The organism is Companilactobacillus formosensis, assembly GCF_005405305.1.
In the GTDB taxonomy this organism is placed as follows: Bacteria; Bacillota; Bacilli; order Lactobacillales; family Lactobacillaceae; genus Companilactobacillus; species Companilactobacillus formosensis.
In genome coordinates, this window is record NZ_BJDU01000002.1 from 224814 (window position 1) to 238794 (window position 13981).

16 protein-coding genes are annotated in these 13981 nt (G+C 35.8%); 10 read left to right on the forward strand and 6 right to left on the reverse strand.

The features are described from left to right. Positions 1–31 precede the first annotated feature (31 nt). Positions 32–910: a LysR family transcriptional regulator gene (locus FFM65_RS03365; RefSeq protein WP_119317587.1), complete on the reverse strand. Its 879-nt coding sequence runs from the start codon at positions 908–910 to the stop codon at positions 32–34. A gap of 110 nt (positions 911–1020) precedes the next feature. Here FFM65_RS03365 and FFM65_RS03370 point away from each other — a divergent pair, with 110 nt between their 5' ends. From FFM65_RS03370 to FFM65_RS03395, 6 genes are read left to right on the forward strand one after another with little or no spacing between them, the layout of a single operon-like run. Continuing rightward, the gene (locus tag FFM65_RS03370; protein ID WP_119317586.1) at positions 1021–1527 is read left to right on the forward strand and encodes a DapH/DapD/GlmU-related protein; all 507 of its coding nucleotides are present in this window, start codon (positions 1021–1023) and stop codon (positions 1525–1527) included. Continuing rightward, positions 1527–2258 carry an SDR family oxidoreductase gene (locus FFM65_RS03375; RefSeq protein WP_119317585.1) on the forward strand — a complete coding sequence of 244 codons (732 nt, stop codon included), beginning with the start codon at positions 1527–1529 and terminating at the stop codon, positions 2256–2258. Before FFM65_RS03370 ends, FFM65_RS03375 begins: the two co-directional genes overlap by 1 nt. Before the next feature lie 24 nt (positions 2259–2282). Further along, complete coding sequence (locus FFM65_RS03380) at positions 2283–3290, forward strand: alpha/beta hydrolase (protein WP_119317584.1); 1008 nt, start codon at positions 2283–2285, stop codon at positions 3288–3290. A gap of 26 nt (positions 3291–3316) precedes the next feature. Further along, a complete protein-coding gene (locus FFM65_RS03385; protein WP_119317583.1) occupies positions 3317–4174 on the forward strand; it encodes an aldo/keto reductase in 858 nt (285 codons plus the stop codon). A 39-nt stretch (positions 4175–4213) separates the two neighbouring features. After that, positions 4214–4852, forward strand: coding sequence for an SDR family oxidoreductase (locus FFM65_RS03390; RefSeq protein WP_119317582.1), 639 nt, complete (start codon positions 4214–4216; stop codon positions 4850–4852). Between the two features lie 12 nt (positions 4853–4864). Continuing rightward, positions 4865–5560, forward strand: coding sequence for a dihydrofolate reductase family protein (locus FFM65_RS03395; protein ID WP_119317581.1), 696 nt, complete (start codon positions 4865–4867; stop codon positions 5558–5560). Positions 5561–5614: 54 nt separating this feature from the next. On the opposite strand, the gene FFM65_RS03400 is transcribed toward FFM65_RS03395, so the two are convergent. The 4 genes from FFM65_RS03400 to FFM65_RS03415 form a co-directional block, all read right to left on the reverse strand. Then, a complete protein-coding gene (locus FFM65_RS03400; protein WP_119317580.1) occupies positions 5615–6877 on the reverse strand; it encodes a replication-associated recombination protein A in 1263 nt (420 codons plus the stop codon). 42 nt (positions 6878–6919) lie between these two features. Next, positions 6920–7384, reverse strand: coding sequence for an MBL fold metallo-hydrolase (locus FFM65_RS03405; protein ID WP_245954218.1), 465 nt, complete (start codon positions 7382–7384; stop codon positions 6920–6922). A 190-nt stretch (positions 7385–7574) separates the two neighbouring features. Then, positions 7575–8099 (reverse strand): DapH/DapD/GlmU-related protein, encoded by a 525-nt coding sequence (locus tag FFM65_RS03410; RefSeq protein ID WP_119317579.1) that lies wholly within the window; start codon positions 8097–8099, stop codon positions 7575–7577. A gap of 1 nt (position 8100) precedes the next feature. Beyond that, positions 8101–8934 carry an aldo/keto reductase gene (locus tag FFM65_RS03415; RefSeq protein WP_119317578.1) on the reverse strand — a complete coding sequence of 278 codons (834 nt, stop codon included), beginning with the start codon at positions 8932–8934 and terminating at the stop codon, positions 8101–8103. A 107-nt stretch (positions 8935–9041) separates the two neighbouring features. Here FFM65_RS03415 and FFM65_RS03420 point away from each other — a divergent pair, with 107 nt between their 5' ends. Both FFM65_RS03420 and ltrA read left to right on the forward strand, forming a co-directional pair. Then, a complete protein-coding gene (locus tag FFM65_RS03420; RefSeq protein ID WP_119317577.1) occupies positions 9042–9932 on the forward strand; it encodes a LysR family transcriptional regulator in 891 nt (296 codons plus the stop codon). A 485-nt stretch (positions 9933–10417) separates the two neighbouring features. Beyond that, entirely contained in the window at positions 10418–11803 is a 1386-nt protein-coding gene (ltrA, locus tag FFM65_RS03425; RefSeq protein ID WP_119317576.1) for a group II intron reverse transcriptase/maturase, read from the forward strand. Positions 11804–11891: 88 nt separating this feature from the next. Here ltrA and FFM65_RS03430 read toward each other — a convergent pair whose 3' ends face one another. After that, on the reverse strand, positions 11892–12785 hold the full coding sequence (locus FFM65_RS03430; RefSeq protein WP_119317575.1) for a LysR family transcriptional regulator: 894 nt from the start codon (positions 12783–12785) through the stop codon (positions 11892–11894). Positions 12786–12913: 128 nt separating this feature from the next. Here FFM65_RS03430 and FFM65_RS03435 point away from each other — a divergent pair, with 128 nt between their 5' ends. After that, positions 12914–13306: a hypothetical protein gene (locus tag FFM65_RS03435; protein ID WP_119317574.1), complete on the forward strand. Its 393-nt coding sequence runs from the start codon at positions 12914–12916 to the stop codon at positions 13304–13306. A gap of 9 nt (positions 13307–13315) precedes the next feature. Next, on the forward strand, positions 13316–13954 hold the full coding sequence (locus FFM65_RS03440; protein WP_119317573.1) for an NAD(P)H-binding protein: 639 nt from the start codon (positions 13316–13318) through the stop codon (positions 13952–13954). The last annotated feature ends 27 nt before the right edge of the window (positions 13955–13981 follow it).

The following is a 13981-nucleotide window of genomic DNA, read 5'->3' on the forward strand; positions in this document are numbered from 1 at the left end:
TACCTCCATGATTTGGGGGTATTTTTTTTGACTATTCTTGTAATGAAGCTTTTAAACGTTTGATAAATAATTGTGAAACTTTAGATAGAACAGTATTCTTTTTCCAAACTACAGTAATTGGTTCGATTATTTGTGGAGATAAAGGACGAAAGACTAAATGTTGAATATTATTTTGATTCAACAAATGATCGAACGTCAGCATATAAGAATGACTACTCTGTACTAGCAATTCGGCATTATAAGAGAGGGTGAAAGTCCCAGTAATGTTCATCTCTGGACCAAGATTGCCCCACCAATTGTCAAAATGATGACTGGCTAGTCCTTGGGATGATATTAATAATGGTAGATTTAGGAGATCTTTAGGTTCGATGAATTCTTTGTCAGCTAACAATGCATCTTCTCGCATGATGACACCCCAATGGTCAGTTTCAGGCATCTGTAAATAATTAAAGTCATTCAAATTTCTTTCACCCATAAAGACAGCAAAATCCAAAATCCCGTTATTAAGACTTCGTTCCATCTCATTGGCATCCCCACTGATCAAGTGAGTTTTGACATCAGAATAGTCTTGACTAATATTACCCAAGACATCAAGAATGCGTTTCATTCCGATACTTTCACCGGCACCAATCGTTAAGTCACCACTGATAATTTGATTGCTTTGGATATTAGCACTGATCTTATCAGCCAGTTCAACCATTTCTTTAGCCTTGGCATTGAGGTATTGGCCCTCAGAAGTTAAAGTTATTTGCCGATGTCCACGAATAAACAATTTTGTCCCTAGCTCGTCTTCTAAATCTGACAATTGTTTAGATAGAGCAGGCTGTGAGATCAACAGTTTTTCGGAGGCTTTCGTGATATTTTTTTCTTGAACGACAGCTAGAAAATAACGCAAAACTCGTAATTCCATAATCGATTCCTTCCATAACTTATAATTATGCTTATGCATATTTTAGAAGTATTTCACATATTTGGCAAATGATTTTATACTATGGTCATTCAGTTGAAAGGAGCAATCAAATGACTTGTCAATCAGAACTGTTTAATGTTGACGAACGTTTAGTTGAACAGAATCAACGCTTGCTACAACATTTAAATACTAGTCGAGTTTGTTCCCAAGAAAGCAATCAACTATTGAGTGAAATACTTGGTTATCAATTGGATTCAACTGACGAGATTAGATTACCGTTTCATACCGACTATGGTCGTAACATCAAATTTGGTAAAAACATTTTTATTAATTGTAATGTCACGATGGTCGATATAGGCAAGATAGTAATTGAAGATAACGTAATTATTGGACCGAACACAACGCTTTTAACGACTAATTATCAAACTAAAAATAAGGCTCCAATCACTATCAAGCAAAAAGCTAATGTGGGAGCAAACGTTACGATCATGCCAGGCGTCACAGTTGGCAAAGGAGCAGTTGTTTTGGCAGGTTCTGTAGTAACGAAGAATGTTTTAGCAAACACAGTCGTCATGGGGAATCCGGCCCAAGAAATCAAAAAAGGAGAGGTTTTTTAATGAATAAAGAAAAAGTCGTCGTCATTACTGGTGCTTCCAGCGGAATTGGAGCTGCTACTACTAGAGAATTAGCCAGACAACATGCAAAATTGGTCATTGGTGCCAGAAGATTAGATCGTCTAAATGAACTAAAAGCAGAATTTCCAGATGAGGATATCATTGCTCAAAAAGTCGATGTAACTAATTTTGATGAAGTACAAGCCTTGATCGACACTGCTAAAAAAGAATTCGGTCGAGTAGATGTTCTATACAATAACGCCGGTGTCATGCCAGTTAATGCTTTGGCAAATCGTGCTCGTGATGAATGGCAAAGAATTTTAGATGTTAACGTCATGGGAGTTTTGAACGGTATCGCTGCAGTGTTGCCAACGATGATTGAGCAAAAATCTGGTCACATTATTGCCACCGATTCAGTTGCCGGTCACGTAGTTGTCCCAAATTTGGCAGTTTACAATGGTTCTAAATTTGCTGTTCGTGCCATCATGGAAGGACTTCGCCAAGAACAACACAACAACAATATTAGAACAACTATCGTTTCACCAGGTTCAGTAGCAACCGAATTGTATAAATCAATTGGCAATGCTGATAATCAAAAAGCTGAAATCGAAGTTGAAAAGCAAATTGGTCTATCTGCCGAAAACATTGCTAAATCAGTAGTTTTCGCTATCAATGCACCAGAAAATATGGACTTGAATGAAATGATCATTCGTCCAATCAAACAAGACGTTTAATAAAGAAAAAAGAGGAAAATATTTATGAGTAAATTAGCAAATGATACAAGAGTATTTAAAATCAATCCTGAAATCGACGTTCAAAATGTCCGTTTCAAAAACCGTTTTGGCTTTATTTTAGCCGGCCACATGTATTTACCTTTGAACTTCGATAGTTCTAAGAAATATCCAGCCATTGTAATTTCTGGACCATTCGGTGCCGTAAAGGAACAATCTAGTGGTCTATATGCACAAACTATGGCAGAAAATGGCTTTGTGACAGTCGCTTTTGATCAATCAACAACTGGCGAAAGTTCTGGTAGTGTTAGAGATGTCGCTTCACCAGATATTTTTGTTGAAGATTTCTCAGCCGCCGTTGACTTCATCGGTTTACAAAAATTCGTTGACCGTGAAAGAATTGGTGCTATCGGTATTTGTGGTTTGGGTAGTCACGTTTTAACTGCCGCTTCAATCGATGTACGTATTAAAGCAGTTGCTACATCAGTTATGTATGATATGTCCGATTCAATGTGGATGGGCATGAATAATTCTAAGACTGAGAAGCAACGTGAAATCGAAAAACAAACTTTGGCACAACAACGTTGGGAAGATGCTGAAAATGGTACTCCTGCTAGAGGATTACATGAATTACCATTTGATGAAAATGATAAGCCTATGCAATCAAGCGTACTATTCCCAGAAGATCTACCCGAAGATGCTGATTCAGTCACAAAAGAATTCTTCAATTACTATCGTGGTCGCGCTTTCCATCCTCGTTCAGTAAACTCTGCTAGTGCCTGGACTGCAACAACTCCATGGAGTTACTACAATTTCCATCTTCAATCACATATCGAAACTATTTCACCACGCCCAACTCTAATTGTTACTGGTGAAAAAGCTCATTCACGTTATATGGCTGAAGAATCATACGAACGCTTGAATGATCCTAAGGAATTAGTTATCGTTCCTGGAGCTACTCATACTGATTTATATGACCAAATCGATTTGATTCCATTTGATAAGTTCGACAGTTTCTTTAAAGAAAATCTATAAAAAAAATCTATAAGGAGTTTTATTATATGGAATATTCTCAATTAAATAACAGCCTTCAAATGCCAAAATTAGGATTCGGCGTTTTCCAAATTGATGATTCAACTGAATGTGAACGAATTGTTAGTGATGCAATTAGTGTAGGTTATCGATTATTTGATACAGCAGCTATTTACGGTAATGAAGAAGCTGTGGGTCGTGCAATTAAGAAAAGTGGCATCGACCGTGATCAATTTTTTGTAACGTCAAAACTTTGGATAAAAGATGCTAGTTATGAAGCCGCAAAGAAAGCTATTGATGTTTCTTTACAAAAATTAGATATGGACTATTTAGACTTGTACTTAATTCATCAACCATATGGTGATCTCTTTGGTGCTTGGAAAGCAATGGAAGAAGCTTATCAAGCTGGAAAAATAAAGGCCATTGGAGTTTCTAATTTTTATAGTGATCAGGTGAAGAATTTAGAATTATTCAATAAGGTTAAACCTGCTGTAAATCAATTAGAAGTCAATCCTTGGAATCAACAGCTTTCTGAAGTAGATTTCAATCAAAATGAAGATATCCACGTTGAAGCTTGGGCTCCATTTGCTGAAGGAAAGCATCATATTTTTACTAATCAAATCATTAAAGATATTGGTTCAAAATACAATAAATCTAATGGCCAAATAATTTTAAGATGGTTAATTCAAAGGGGTATTACAGTCATTCCTAAGAGTTCTCATTTAGAACGTATGAAAGAAAATTTTGATGTTTTTGATTTTGAATTATCAACTGATGATATGAAAACAATCACTCAATTAGATAAAAATGAAAGTCAATTCTTCGACCGTCGTGATCCAGTGAGCATTGAAAAGATCGTTAATGGTGAACGTTTAGGTACTAATTAATAAGGACATCAAAACAAATAGCAAATTGAGGTTAAATAAATGAAAAAAATCTTAGTAATTGGTGCTCATGGACAAACTGGTCAACAAGTGATTAAGAGTTTAGAACAATCAGAGATGATTCCAGTAGCTGGGGTTAGGCGCGCTGAACAAATTGAAGAATTTCAAAGACATGGCGTAGAGGCACGGCTAGTTGATGTTAGAAAAAGAGTCAGTGATATTGCCACTCAACTAAAGGAAATAGATGCAATTGTCTTTACAGCTGGTGGTGGAATGATGATTGATCTGGACGGCAAAGTTAAGGCTGCTCAAGCAGCAGAAAAAGCAGGTGTTAAGCGATTCGTTTTAGTCAGCGCAGGTGGCATCGAACATTTTCATGATGAAAATCGACTAGAATGGATGAATCAATACGAAGAATACAGTGCAGCCATGTATTATGGAGATATGTTTGTTTTGAATTCTAATTTGGATTATACAATCATCCATCCGGAACAATTAACAAATGAACCAGCTAAGGGGCAAATCAGTATTGGTCATAACTTGCCACATAATAATATCACACGTGCTGATGTAGCAAATGTAGTAGTTGCTTCACTGGAAAATAATCAAACAATTAAACAAGCTTTCGATATTGGTGATGGAACTATATCAATAAATGAAGCTTTAAAAGAGTTAAAATAAAGGAATGTAATTATGGATAGGGCAAAAGTTATCGTTCATATGCATACATCGATTGATAGTAAAATTGATGGTGCTTATGGTAAACAAGCAGGAGACAAAATTTCAGGAGCTTTTTATTCGGAAGAATTATTTAGACTAAGTAATGCCAATGCTAATGGTTCAACTACAGTTGCCATGTATGCTGCCAAAGGTAATCCTGATTTATCAAAGTTCAAAACAACGGGTATTGATTATCAAGATTGGATTCCAGATATTCAATCAGAAACATGGGATATTAGTTTTGATCGTAAAGGAAGAATGGGATGGGAAACCAACTATTTTGAATATGGTGGCCATAAGAATCGGGCAATCGAAGTTTTGACGGAACAAGCTTCAAAATCTTATTTGGCTTTCTTGCAATCAATGGAAATACCATATATCATTTGTGGTACTGAAGATTTAGACTTGAATCAAGCTCTAACAAAATTGAAGAAACACTTTGGTATTACAGCTATTTCTTTAGCCGGTGGCGCGATAATCAATGGAGCCTTCTTAAAAGCCCATTTAGTTGATGAAATATCATTGGTCGTATCTCCATATGTCAGTGGTGATCAAAATATAAAATCGGCTTTTGACACTTTAGGAACATTTGTAGATGATAAGTTTACGATTAAAACGACTAAACCATTAGGTGATGGCGGAGTTCATTTATTATACGTTAAAGATTAAAAAACAACTCGCAATAATTTACTACGCTTGGCGTACAAATATTTGCAAGTTGTTTTATTTTTTATAATCTTCATGGTAAATGAATTTATGTAGTTTTAAGTATTGCTCGCCAAACTTTTTCTCACTCTCATTATTTTTAGGATAATAATAACGCTTACCAGTAAAACCTTCTGGCATGTAGTTTTGAGAAGCAATTTGAAACGGCTGAGCGAAGGGACTTTTGAACAGACCTCCACCAGTGACCTCTTCTGAATGCTTGTAGTGAGCATCCCGCAAACCTTTTGGCATTGGATGTAAGTTAGGATGTTCAGTGTCTTTGTCTAATAATTCCCAAGTTTCATCAAAAGAACCGGACTTTGGTGATAAACACATCAACATCGTCGCAAACATCAGAGGGTACTTAGCCTTAGGCATGCCAATTTTTTCAGCTTGATTGGCTGCAATCACTATTTGGGTAGCTTGTTGTGGGTTAGCCAAACCGATGTAAGTATAAGGAATTTCCCGTAATCTTCTAACGACAGAAGGTAAATCGTTGTTTTTGAGAAGGACAGTCAAATAGTACAAAGCAGCGTCAGTCTCGGAACCGGCCATCGAGTCAGAATAAGCTGACAAATAATCATAATGTTTAGTAGCTTTTTTGTCATAGCTAAAGTGTTGCTGTTTGGCAAAACGTTTGACATCTTTGACAGTTATTTGGTCAGGATTGATGGCGTGAATCGTTTCTAAAATGTTCAAGGCAATTCTTAAATCTCCACCAGAAGAAATAGCAATTAACTTTAAAGAATCAGCTTCAATTTGATCTTCTTTTAATTCAAAAATTTCATCAGTAGCTCGCTTCAAAGTTTTGGTAATATCTTCAGTATCTAGCGGTTTAAATTCAAAAATCTGACATCTTGAACGAATGGCGGGAACGATTGACATGATAGGGTTCTCAGTCGTTGAGCCAATCAACATGATGTGACCATTTTCTAAATATGGCAACAGAAAATCTTGCAGTGTTTTGTTCATGCGATGAATTTCATCAATCAATAGAACAAAAGACTGATAAGGGTAGGTGTCGATTGATTGCGTTAGTTGGGCTTTATTGTCAGTTGAGGCGTTGAATGAAACGAAGGGATATTTGTATTTTTTGGCGATAATTCTTGCCAAACTAGTTTTCCCTGTCCCAGGAGGTCCCCAGAGGATCAAAGGGATGTTAACAGTTTTATCGATTATCTGGCGAAGTGGTTGACCAGTTTTTAAGAGATCTTGTTGACCGACCATTTGTTCCAACTTAGTAGGACGCATTTGGTCAGCTAAAGGTGTTTTGAATGCCAAGGTTAATTTCCTTTCATTAATTGTTGATATAAAAATTGTAACTCAAAAAGAAATTATGGTAAAAGCGTTTGTTGTTTGACGTAATTCTGGTTCGGATACGAGAATATTTTTGGCATCTTTAACTTGTTTTAAACCGCTGACGTGATCGCAGTGTAAATGACTCAATAATAAGTAATCGATATCTGAAGGTTTGTAACCTAAAGTAGCTAATCTTTCATCAACTGACCAACCCATTGGTAAATATCCAGTATTGATTTGAATTTGTGGACCGAGTTCTTTCCAATTGCTTTGTCTTACTAATTTATTCCAGCTAGTATCGATTAAAATTAACCCATGGGGATGTTCAATTAAATAACTGGAAACAGGTAAAATCACTTGATTTTTTTCTGAACGAAATAGATCAGTAAATGCTAAGGGATTACGATATTCGCCATGGAAGGGTAGTGCTCTATCTACTTTTACCAAGCCAGTGTGTAGAATGTGAATTTTGATTTTTTGATTAGTCATTTGTTTGCCTCGACTTCTTAATTGATGGTTTTATCATACGGGGAAAATAGACTAATTCCTAGAATCAAAAAAATACTGTTTGTAAGATATGGGACCGATTGAATCAATTTGTTTCGTATCAGACTATTTGACGTAAATAGGTTCTGTAAGCTTGCAAAAAAAGTCAAGTCCATTTTGAAGACTTGGCTTTTTATTTAAGATTTTTAATCAATTTAGCTGGATTACCACCAACGACAGTATATGGTTCAACATCCTTCGTCACGACAGCACCAGCGCCAACGATAGCGTGTTCACCAATTGTTACACCTGGTAAAAGAACTGCCCGAGCGCCAATCCAAGCACCTTCTTTAATATGGATTGGCGCTGTTTTTAAGATATTCATGTGCTCGATATCATGATTAGCCGTCAGCATCGTTACTCCTGGAGCAATCTGAACATTATCTTCAATTGTAATACCACCTAATGCTACCGTAGTTAAACTATGATTGATAAAGACATTGTTACCAATTTTAATTTTATTAGCACGATCAATTTGTGTAGGCGTCCAAATAGTGCTATTTTCAGGCAATCGGTTTTCAAATAATTGATCTAAATACTTTCTAAGTTCGGGATCATTGGGATCGATATTATTAATTTTGAAACAAAGTGATTTACTGCGTTGACTTTCTTTCACGCCTTCAAGATATTCTTGAGAATTCATATCATAAATTTTCATATTAGTTAACCTTTGAAAGAAATTCAGCACCTTCAGCGGTCAAATGATCGATAAAAGTTGATTCTTTTGTATCAAGTTGTTTGATATTATCCATTTCTTGACTAGTTAAATCGAAATCAAAAATATCAATATTTTCCTTTAAATGATCGATGCTGCTGGAACTAGGAATTGCAACGACATTTCTTTGCATCAACCAACGTAAAATAACTTGAGCAACTGTTTTATGATGATTATCGGCAATTGCTTTCAAAGTAGGTAGCTTACTTAAAACTTTGATAGTTTCGCCGAATGGTGCCCAAGATTCTGGTTGAATATCATTTTGCAAAGCATAGTTGGCTTCTGAAGTTTCCTGGAAGAAAGGATGCATTTCAATTTGATTGACCATTGGTTTGATATCACTGTGCATTGTCAAATCGATTAATTGGAATGGAGCAAAATTAGATACACCGATGGCTTTGATTTTACCGTCTTGATAAAGTTTCTCCATTGCACGCCATTCACCGAGAATATCTCCGTAAGGTTGATGAATCAAGTAAAGATCTAAATAATCTAGACCTAGTTTTTCTAAGGATTCATTGAATGCTTTAATTGTTCCATTGTAGCCATCTGACTGGATTTTTAATTTAGAAGTTACGAATAAATCTTTTCGATCAATATTACTATTTTTGATTCCTTGACCAACTTCAATTTCGTTGTCGTAGTTCGCTGCTGTATCAATTAATCGATATCCCAAGTCGATAGCTTGTGGTAATACTTGGGGTAAATTTTTGACATTCATTGTACCTAAACCCAATTGTGGCATAGATAATTTGTTATTTAAAATTACGTTTCGCATATTTTCACTCCTCATTTATTAGCTAAATTCATCATAAGAGAGTATTGTAAGTATGTAAAATACCTATATTAAAAGATAAACTATCCATTTATTGAATAGGGGGAAATATGGAAACTAGATTATTAAAATACTTTTTAACAATTGCCCAAACAGGTACTATTTCTCAGGCTTCACGAGAACTACACGTTACGCAACCAACCTTGAGTAGACAGTTAAAGACACTCGAAGATGAATTGGGAACGGAACTGTTTATCCGAAAACAACGCCAGATGGTTTTGACCAATGCTGGAGTTCAATTACAAACGGATGCTAAACAAATTTTATCGATGCTTACTCAAGCCAAAACGCGTGTACAAGAAACTGATAATAAAATAGTAGGAACAATTGCCATTGGGTGTATTGAATCTAACGCTGCCAATCTACTGGCACAAACTATTAAGCGCTACCATAAACAATTTCCTGGTGTAAAAATCGAATTGTACGACTTAGATAGTACCGATATTCAAGAACGTTTGGATCAAGGCTTGTTGGATTTAGGAATTGTATTAAAGCCGAGTGAAACTGCTAAATATTATGTGAATGATTTACAACTAAAAGATTCTTGGGGATTGGTGGTTTCAAAATCAGCATTCTTAAAAAAAGAAGATATTTCAAAAGCCGAATTACGAAATGTTCCTATCTTTATAACTCGTAACAATTTAATTCAGGCTGAAATGACTACTTTGTTGGGAATTCCGTTATCAGAATTGCATATCATCGGTAAACAAAATCTTGTTTCCAATTCTTTGTATTTAGCCAAGAATCAGACTGCTTATCCTTTATGTGCTAAAGGTGCTTTTATTGGCGATACTAATGATCTGAAATTTTTACCGTTGAAAGATGTAAGTTTAATTGAACAACAAGTGATTTGGAGTAAACAGCGTAAAGTTTCAGACATTATTCAAAGATTTATTGATCTATTGGTTAATGAGGATCTAAAAAATTCTTGGAATAGCTAAAAAATTTATGACAAAACAAAGGACCTTTCCTAACATTGGAAAAGTCCTTTTTGTAGTGCGCCCGGCATGGGCGCTAACTTGGTGGCGAAAGTCCACTGTGAGCCGTAGTAGTCGGAATCACTAGCCGAGGGCAAGGGTGTCCACCGTGAGGTGAAATCTGAAGGAAGCCTAAAGCAAAATACTGAGCTGATGAACAAAAATCGACTATAAGGCTAGAAATACTGGATAAACCTGCGACCCAAGAAAAAGTCCTATACTACTCGAAAGTATTCCTAGTAAAGTCGGCAGCTACATGGTACGAAAGTTAGCGTTCTTACCCGGGGAGGTCTGTACCATATGTTTGGCAAGAAAACGAAATGTATTCTACAAACAAACCAACCAGTGATGTTTGGCTGAATGATACAGAAGTCAGCCGAGGTCATAGTAGTCACTAGTGACGAAGGACCGAACATTAATAATTCTTTTCGATATTGGAGGTGGAAGCGGTGCGACAATCGCAGAAAACAGAACAAAAAGCTGACCATCTGAGGATGATAGATTTGGAAAATCAAAAGCAATCAGAGGCGCGTAGTACCGCCTCTGGTGAGAATACGAACAAGAATGGCATTTCATTTAAAGAAATAGTTTTAAACAGAACCAATCTTAACTTGGCTTACCAACGAGTGTATAGAAATAAAGGTGCACAAGGAATAGATGGAATGACTGTCTATGAGCTGTTTGACTATATCAAAGAGAATAAAACCCAATTGATAGAATCACTAAGCAACCTTACCTATAAGCCTAAACCTGTCAGAAGAGTAGAGATACCTAAGCCCGATGGGTCGAAACGTAAGTTAGGTGTACCAACGGTCGTTGACCGCTTAGTACAACAGGCCATTGCACAAGCAATGACGCCTGTGTTTGAGAATGTGTTTTCTGATAATAGTTTTGGATTTAGACCAAATCGAAGTGCCCATGATGCCATAAAACGTGTCACAGAATTTTATAATCAAGGCTATCACTTTGTGATAGACCTTGACCTAAAATCGTACTTCGATACAGTCAATCATGACTTACTAATGAAATTCATCAAGCAGTATATTGACGATGAATGGTTATTGAGAATGATTCGTAAATTTTTGACTAGTGGTGTAATGGATGGACAATTATTCCAAAAGTCCGAAAAAGGAACGCCACAAGGTGGTAACCTTTCGCCATTATTGGCTAATATCTATTTAAATGAACTCGATAAATTACTCGTGTCCCGTGGACATAAATTTGTTCGCTATGCCGATGACTGTAATATTTATGTCAAAAGTAAACGAGCTGGATATCGGGTTCTTGAAAGTATTTCAAAATTTCTTGAGAAAGACTTGAAATTAACCATCAATCGAAAGAAAACCAAAGTTGGTTCTCCGTTAAGATTGAAATTTCTAGGATTTTCTCTCGGTATGTCTGCCAAGGGTGTTTATATAAGACCCAGCGGACAAGCTAAAAAGAGAGTCAAAAAATCACTCAAGTTAATGACAAAGAGGAATCGAGGCAGGAGCCTCGATGTTCTCTTTAAAGAGATACATCAAAAGATGATAGGTTGGCTCAACTATTATGGAATTGGAAGTATGAAAACATTCATTAAAGATTTAGATGAATGGCTTCGTTCAAGAATCAGACAATATATCTGGAAATCATGGAAGAAAGTCAAAACCAGAATTAGAAACCTAGTAAAACTTGGTATGACAAAGAATCAGGCTCGCACCTTCGCTAACACCCGCAAGGGGTATTGGCGAACTGCGCATAGTAAGACCTTGTTATACACTTTAACGAATAGAAAACTCGAGTCCCTTGGGCTATTAAATATGTCCAAGAAACTCGAGTCTATTCAAAATGCTTAAATTAATGAACCGCCGTATACGGAACCGTACGTACGGTGGTGTGAGAGGTCGGTGACTAATTGTCACCTCCTACTCGATTCTCGAAATATTATGATTTGAGTACCTTTGATAGCTCTAATAAGAAATTATCAACCTTACTACCGGGAAATTTAGTCGTCAAAATCCCGTAGGATACATGAATATCAGTTTTCAATGGTATAGAGACCAAATTAGGATGAATCCTCTTCCAAGGGGTCAAAGTAATCAAAGGGATGTTCTCTTCAACTGCTTGATTAAAAGTATTCATATCATAACGTCCAGTAGTTTCTACTATTTTAATAGTGGGGTATTTATCATGAATAATTTTTCTTAATTGATCGTTTTTCTCACTGATTTCCATAGGAACGCTCAATAATTCTTGGTTATCTAAATCTTCAAAACTAATTTGACTAAGTTTGGCCAAGGGATTGTCACTTCTAACGGCAACGCCAAAGTCGTACTGACCTAAAGTAATTGCATCAAATGATTGTTTTAAAGTCGTATTATCAAAAGTTCCTACTATTATGTCACAACTTTTTCCTAACATTGCATATTCACGATTTTTTGAACGTAAATCTTCTTGTAACTGCACAATACGGATCTGATAATCCGGCATTTGTGTGGTTATTTTTTTCCAGATTTCCATGAACGGATCGGCCGGATGCAAAATAGAAGTTCCAATATTAATGATATTTTTTCCTGAAAGACCAGCTTTTCTAGTCTCTTCGATTGCAGTATCTAATAAACTCAAGATTTGATTTACATAGGGGAGAAACTTTTCACCTTCAGCCGTTAATTTAGTCCCGGTAGCTGTTCTAACAAAAAGTTTAAGGTTTAATTCACTTTCTAATCTGTTGATTTGTTTCATAACTGCCGTTCCCGAAATGAAACTCTGCTCGCCAGCTTTAGTGAAGCTACCGTATTGACTAACACGGACAAAGGTTTGCAACTGTGTTATATCCATGATTCATCCTCCTTTATAGTATTAACTTTTAGTTTATACTGATTAAATCATTGGATTCTTCAAATATTCTTTAAAGCTATTATACTAGTATTTGTAATCAAGAGCGAGTTAAGAAAAAGGAGTGTGACATGAACAAAGAGTTTAAAGGAATTTTATCAACAATCATCTTTGTTGGAATCTTAATGTTTATTAGTTTCCGCTTTGGACCTAGTGATGACTCTTTAGCTGCTAAGAACACAAACCATGTTTCAACGGTTAAACAAATTAGGGACAAAGATGTAGTTGGCGTTTGGATCAATCATCATAACAAAAACCTTCATCAAAAGATAACTTTCCATAAGAATCATAAATGGAATGAGAACCAACACGGTGTTAAAAATATTTATTCTGGGACGTGGAAGATCGTTGGTAAGAGAACTATCAGTCTCTCACCATATGGAGAAAAAATTGTTTTTAACAAACACAATATTAAAAAAATCAATGTGGTCAATTATCATCACATTTTGAATAAAAAAAGATAGGAGAATTACATGAAAAAAATCGTTTTATTAGGTGCTACAAGTAATATTTCGAAATATTTAATTCCAATGTTACTAAAAAAATCTGATAACGAAATCACGTTGTTTGCTAGACGTGCTAATCAAAGGTTATCTGAATATAAAGAAAATTCGAGAATTACTTTAGTCGATGGAGATTGGAATAATGTCTCAGATTTAGAAAGTGCTATTAGTAATCAAGATATCGTCTATATGGCAACGGGTCATTTTATTGAAGCTAATCAAAATGTTGTTAAAGTTATGAAAGAAGAAAACGTTAAACGTTTAATCGTTGCTGGTGGACTAGGAATCTATGACGAAGTTGCTGGTAAATTTGGTAAGTGGAACGCCAGAATGATGGGTGATTATACTAATATCAAAAAAGCAGCCGCAGTCATTGATAATAGTGGTCTAGATTATACCTTCCTAAGAATGAGTTGGTTATACAATCAAGACGGCAATTATAATTATGACACCGTTCCTCAAGGTCAACCTATGAAGGGAACTCAGGTCACTCGGCAAGCAGTTGCTAAATTGATCAGTAATATTGTTGCCAAACCAGATTTATATAAGTCACAAAGTATCGGTGTAGTTGAACCAAATACAGAATGGGATAAACCATCGTTTTACTAATTAAATAAAATAATAGGAGAGTATTAA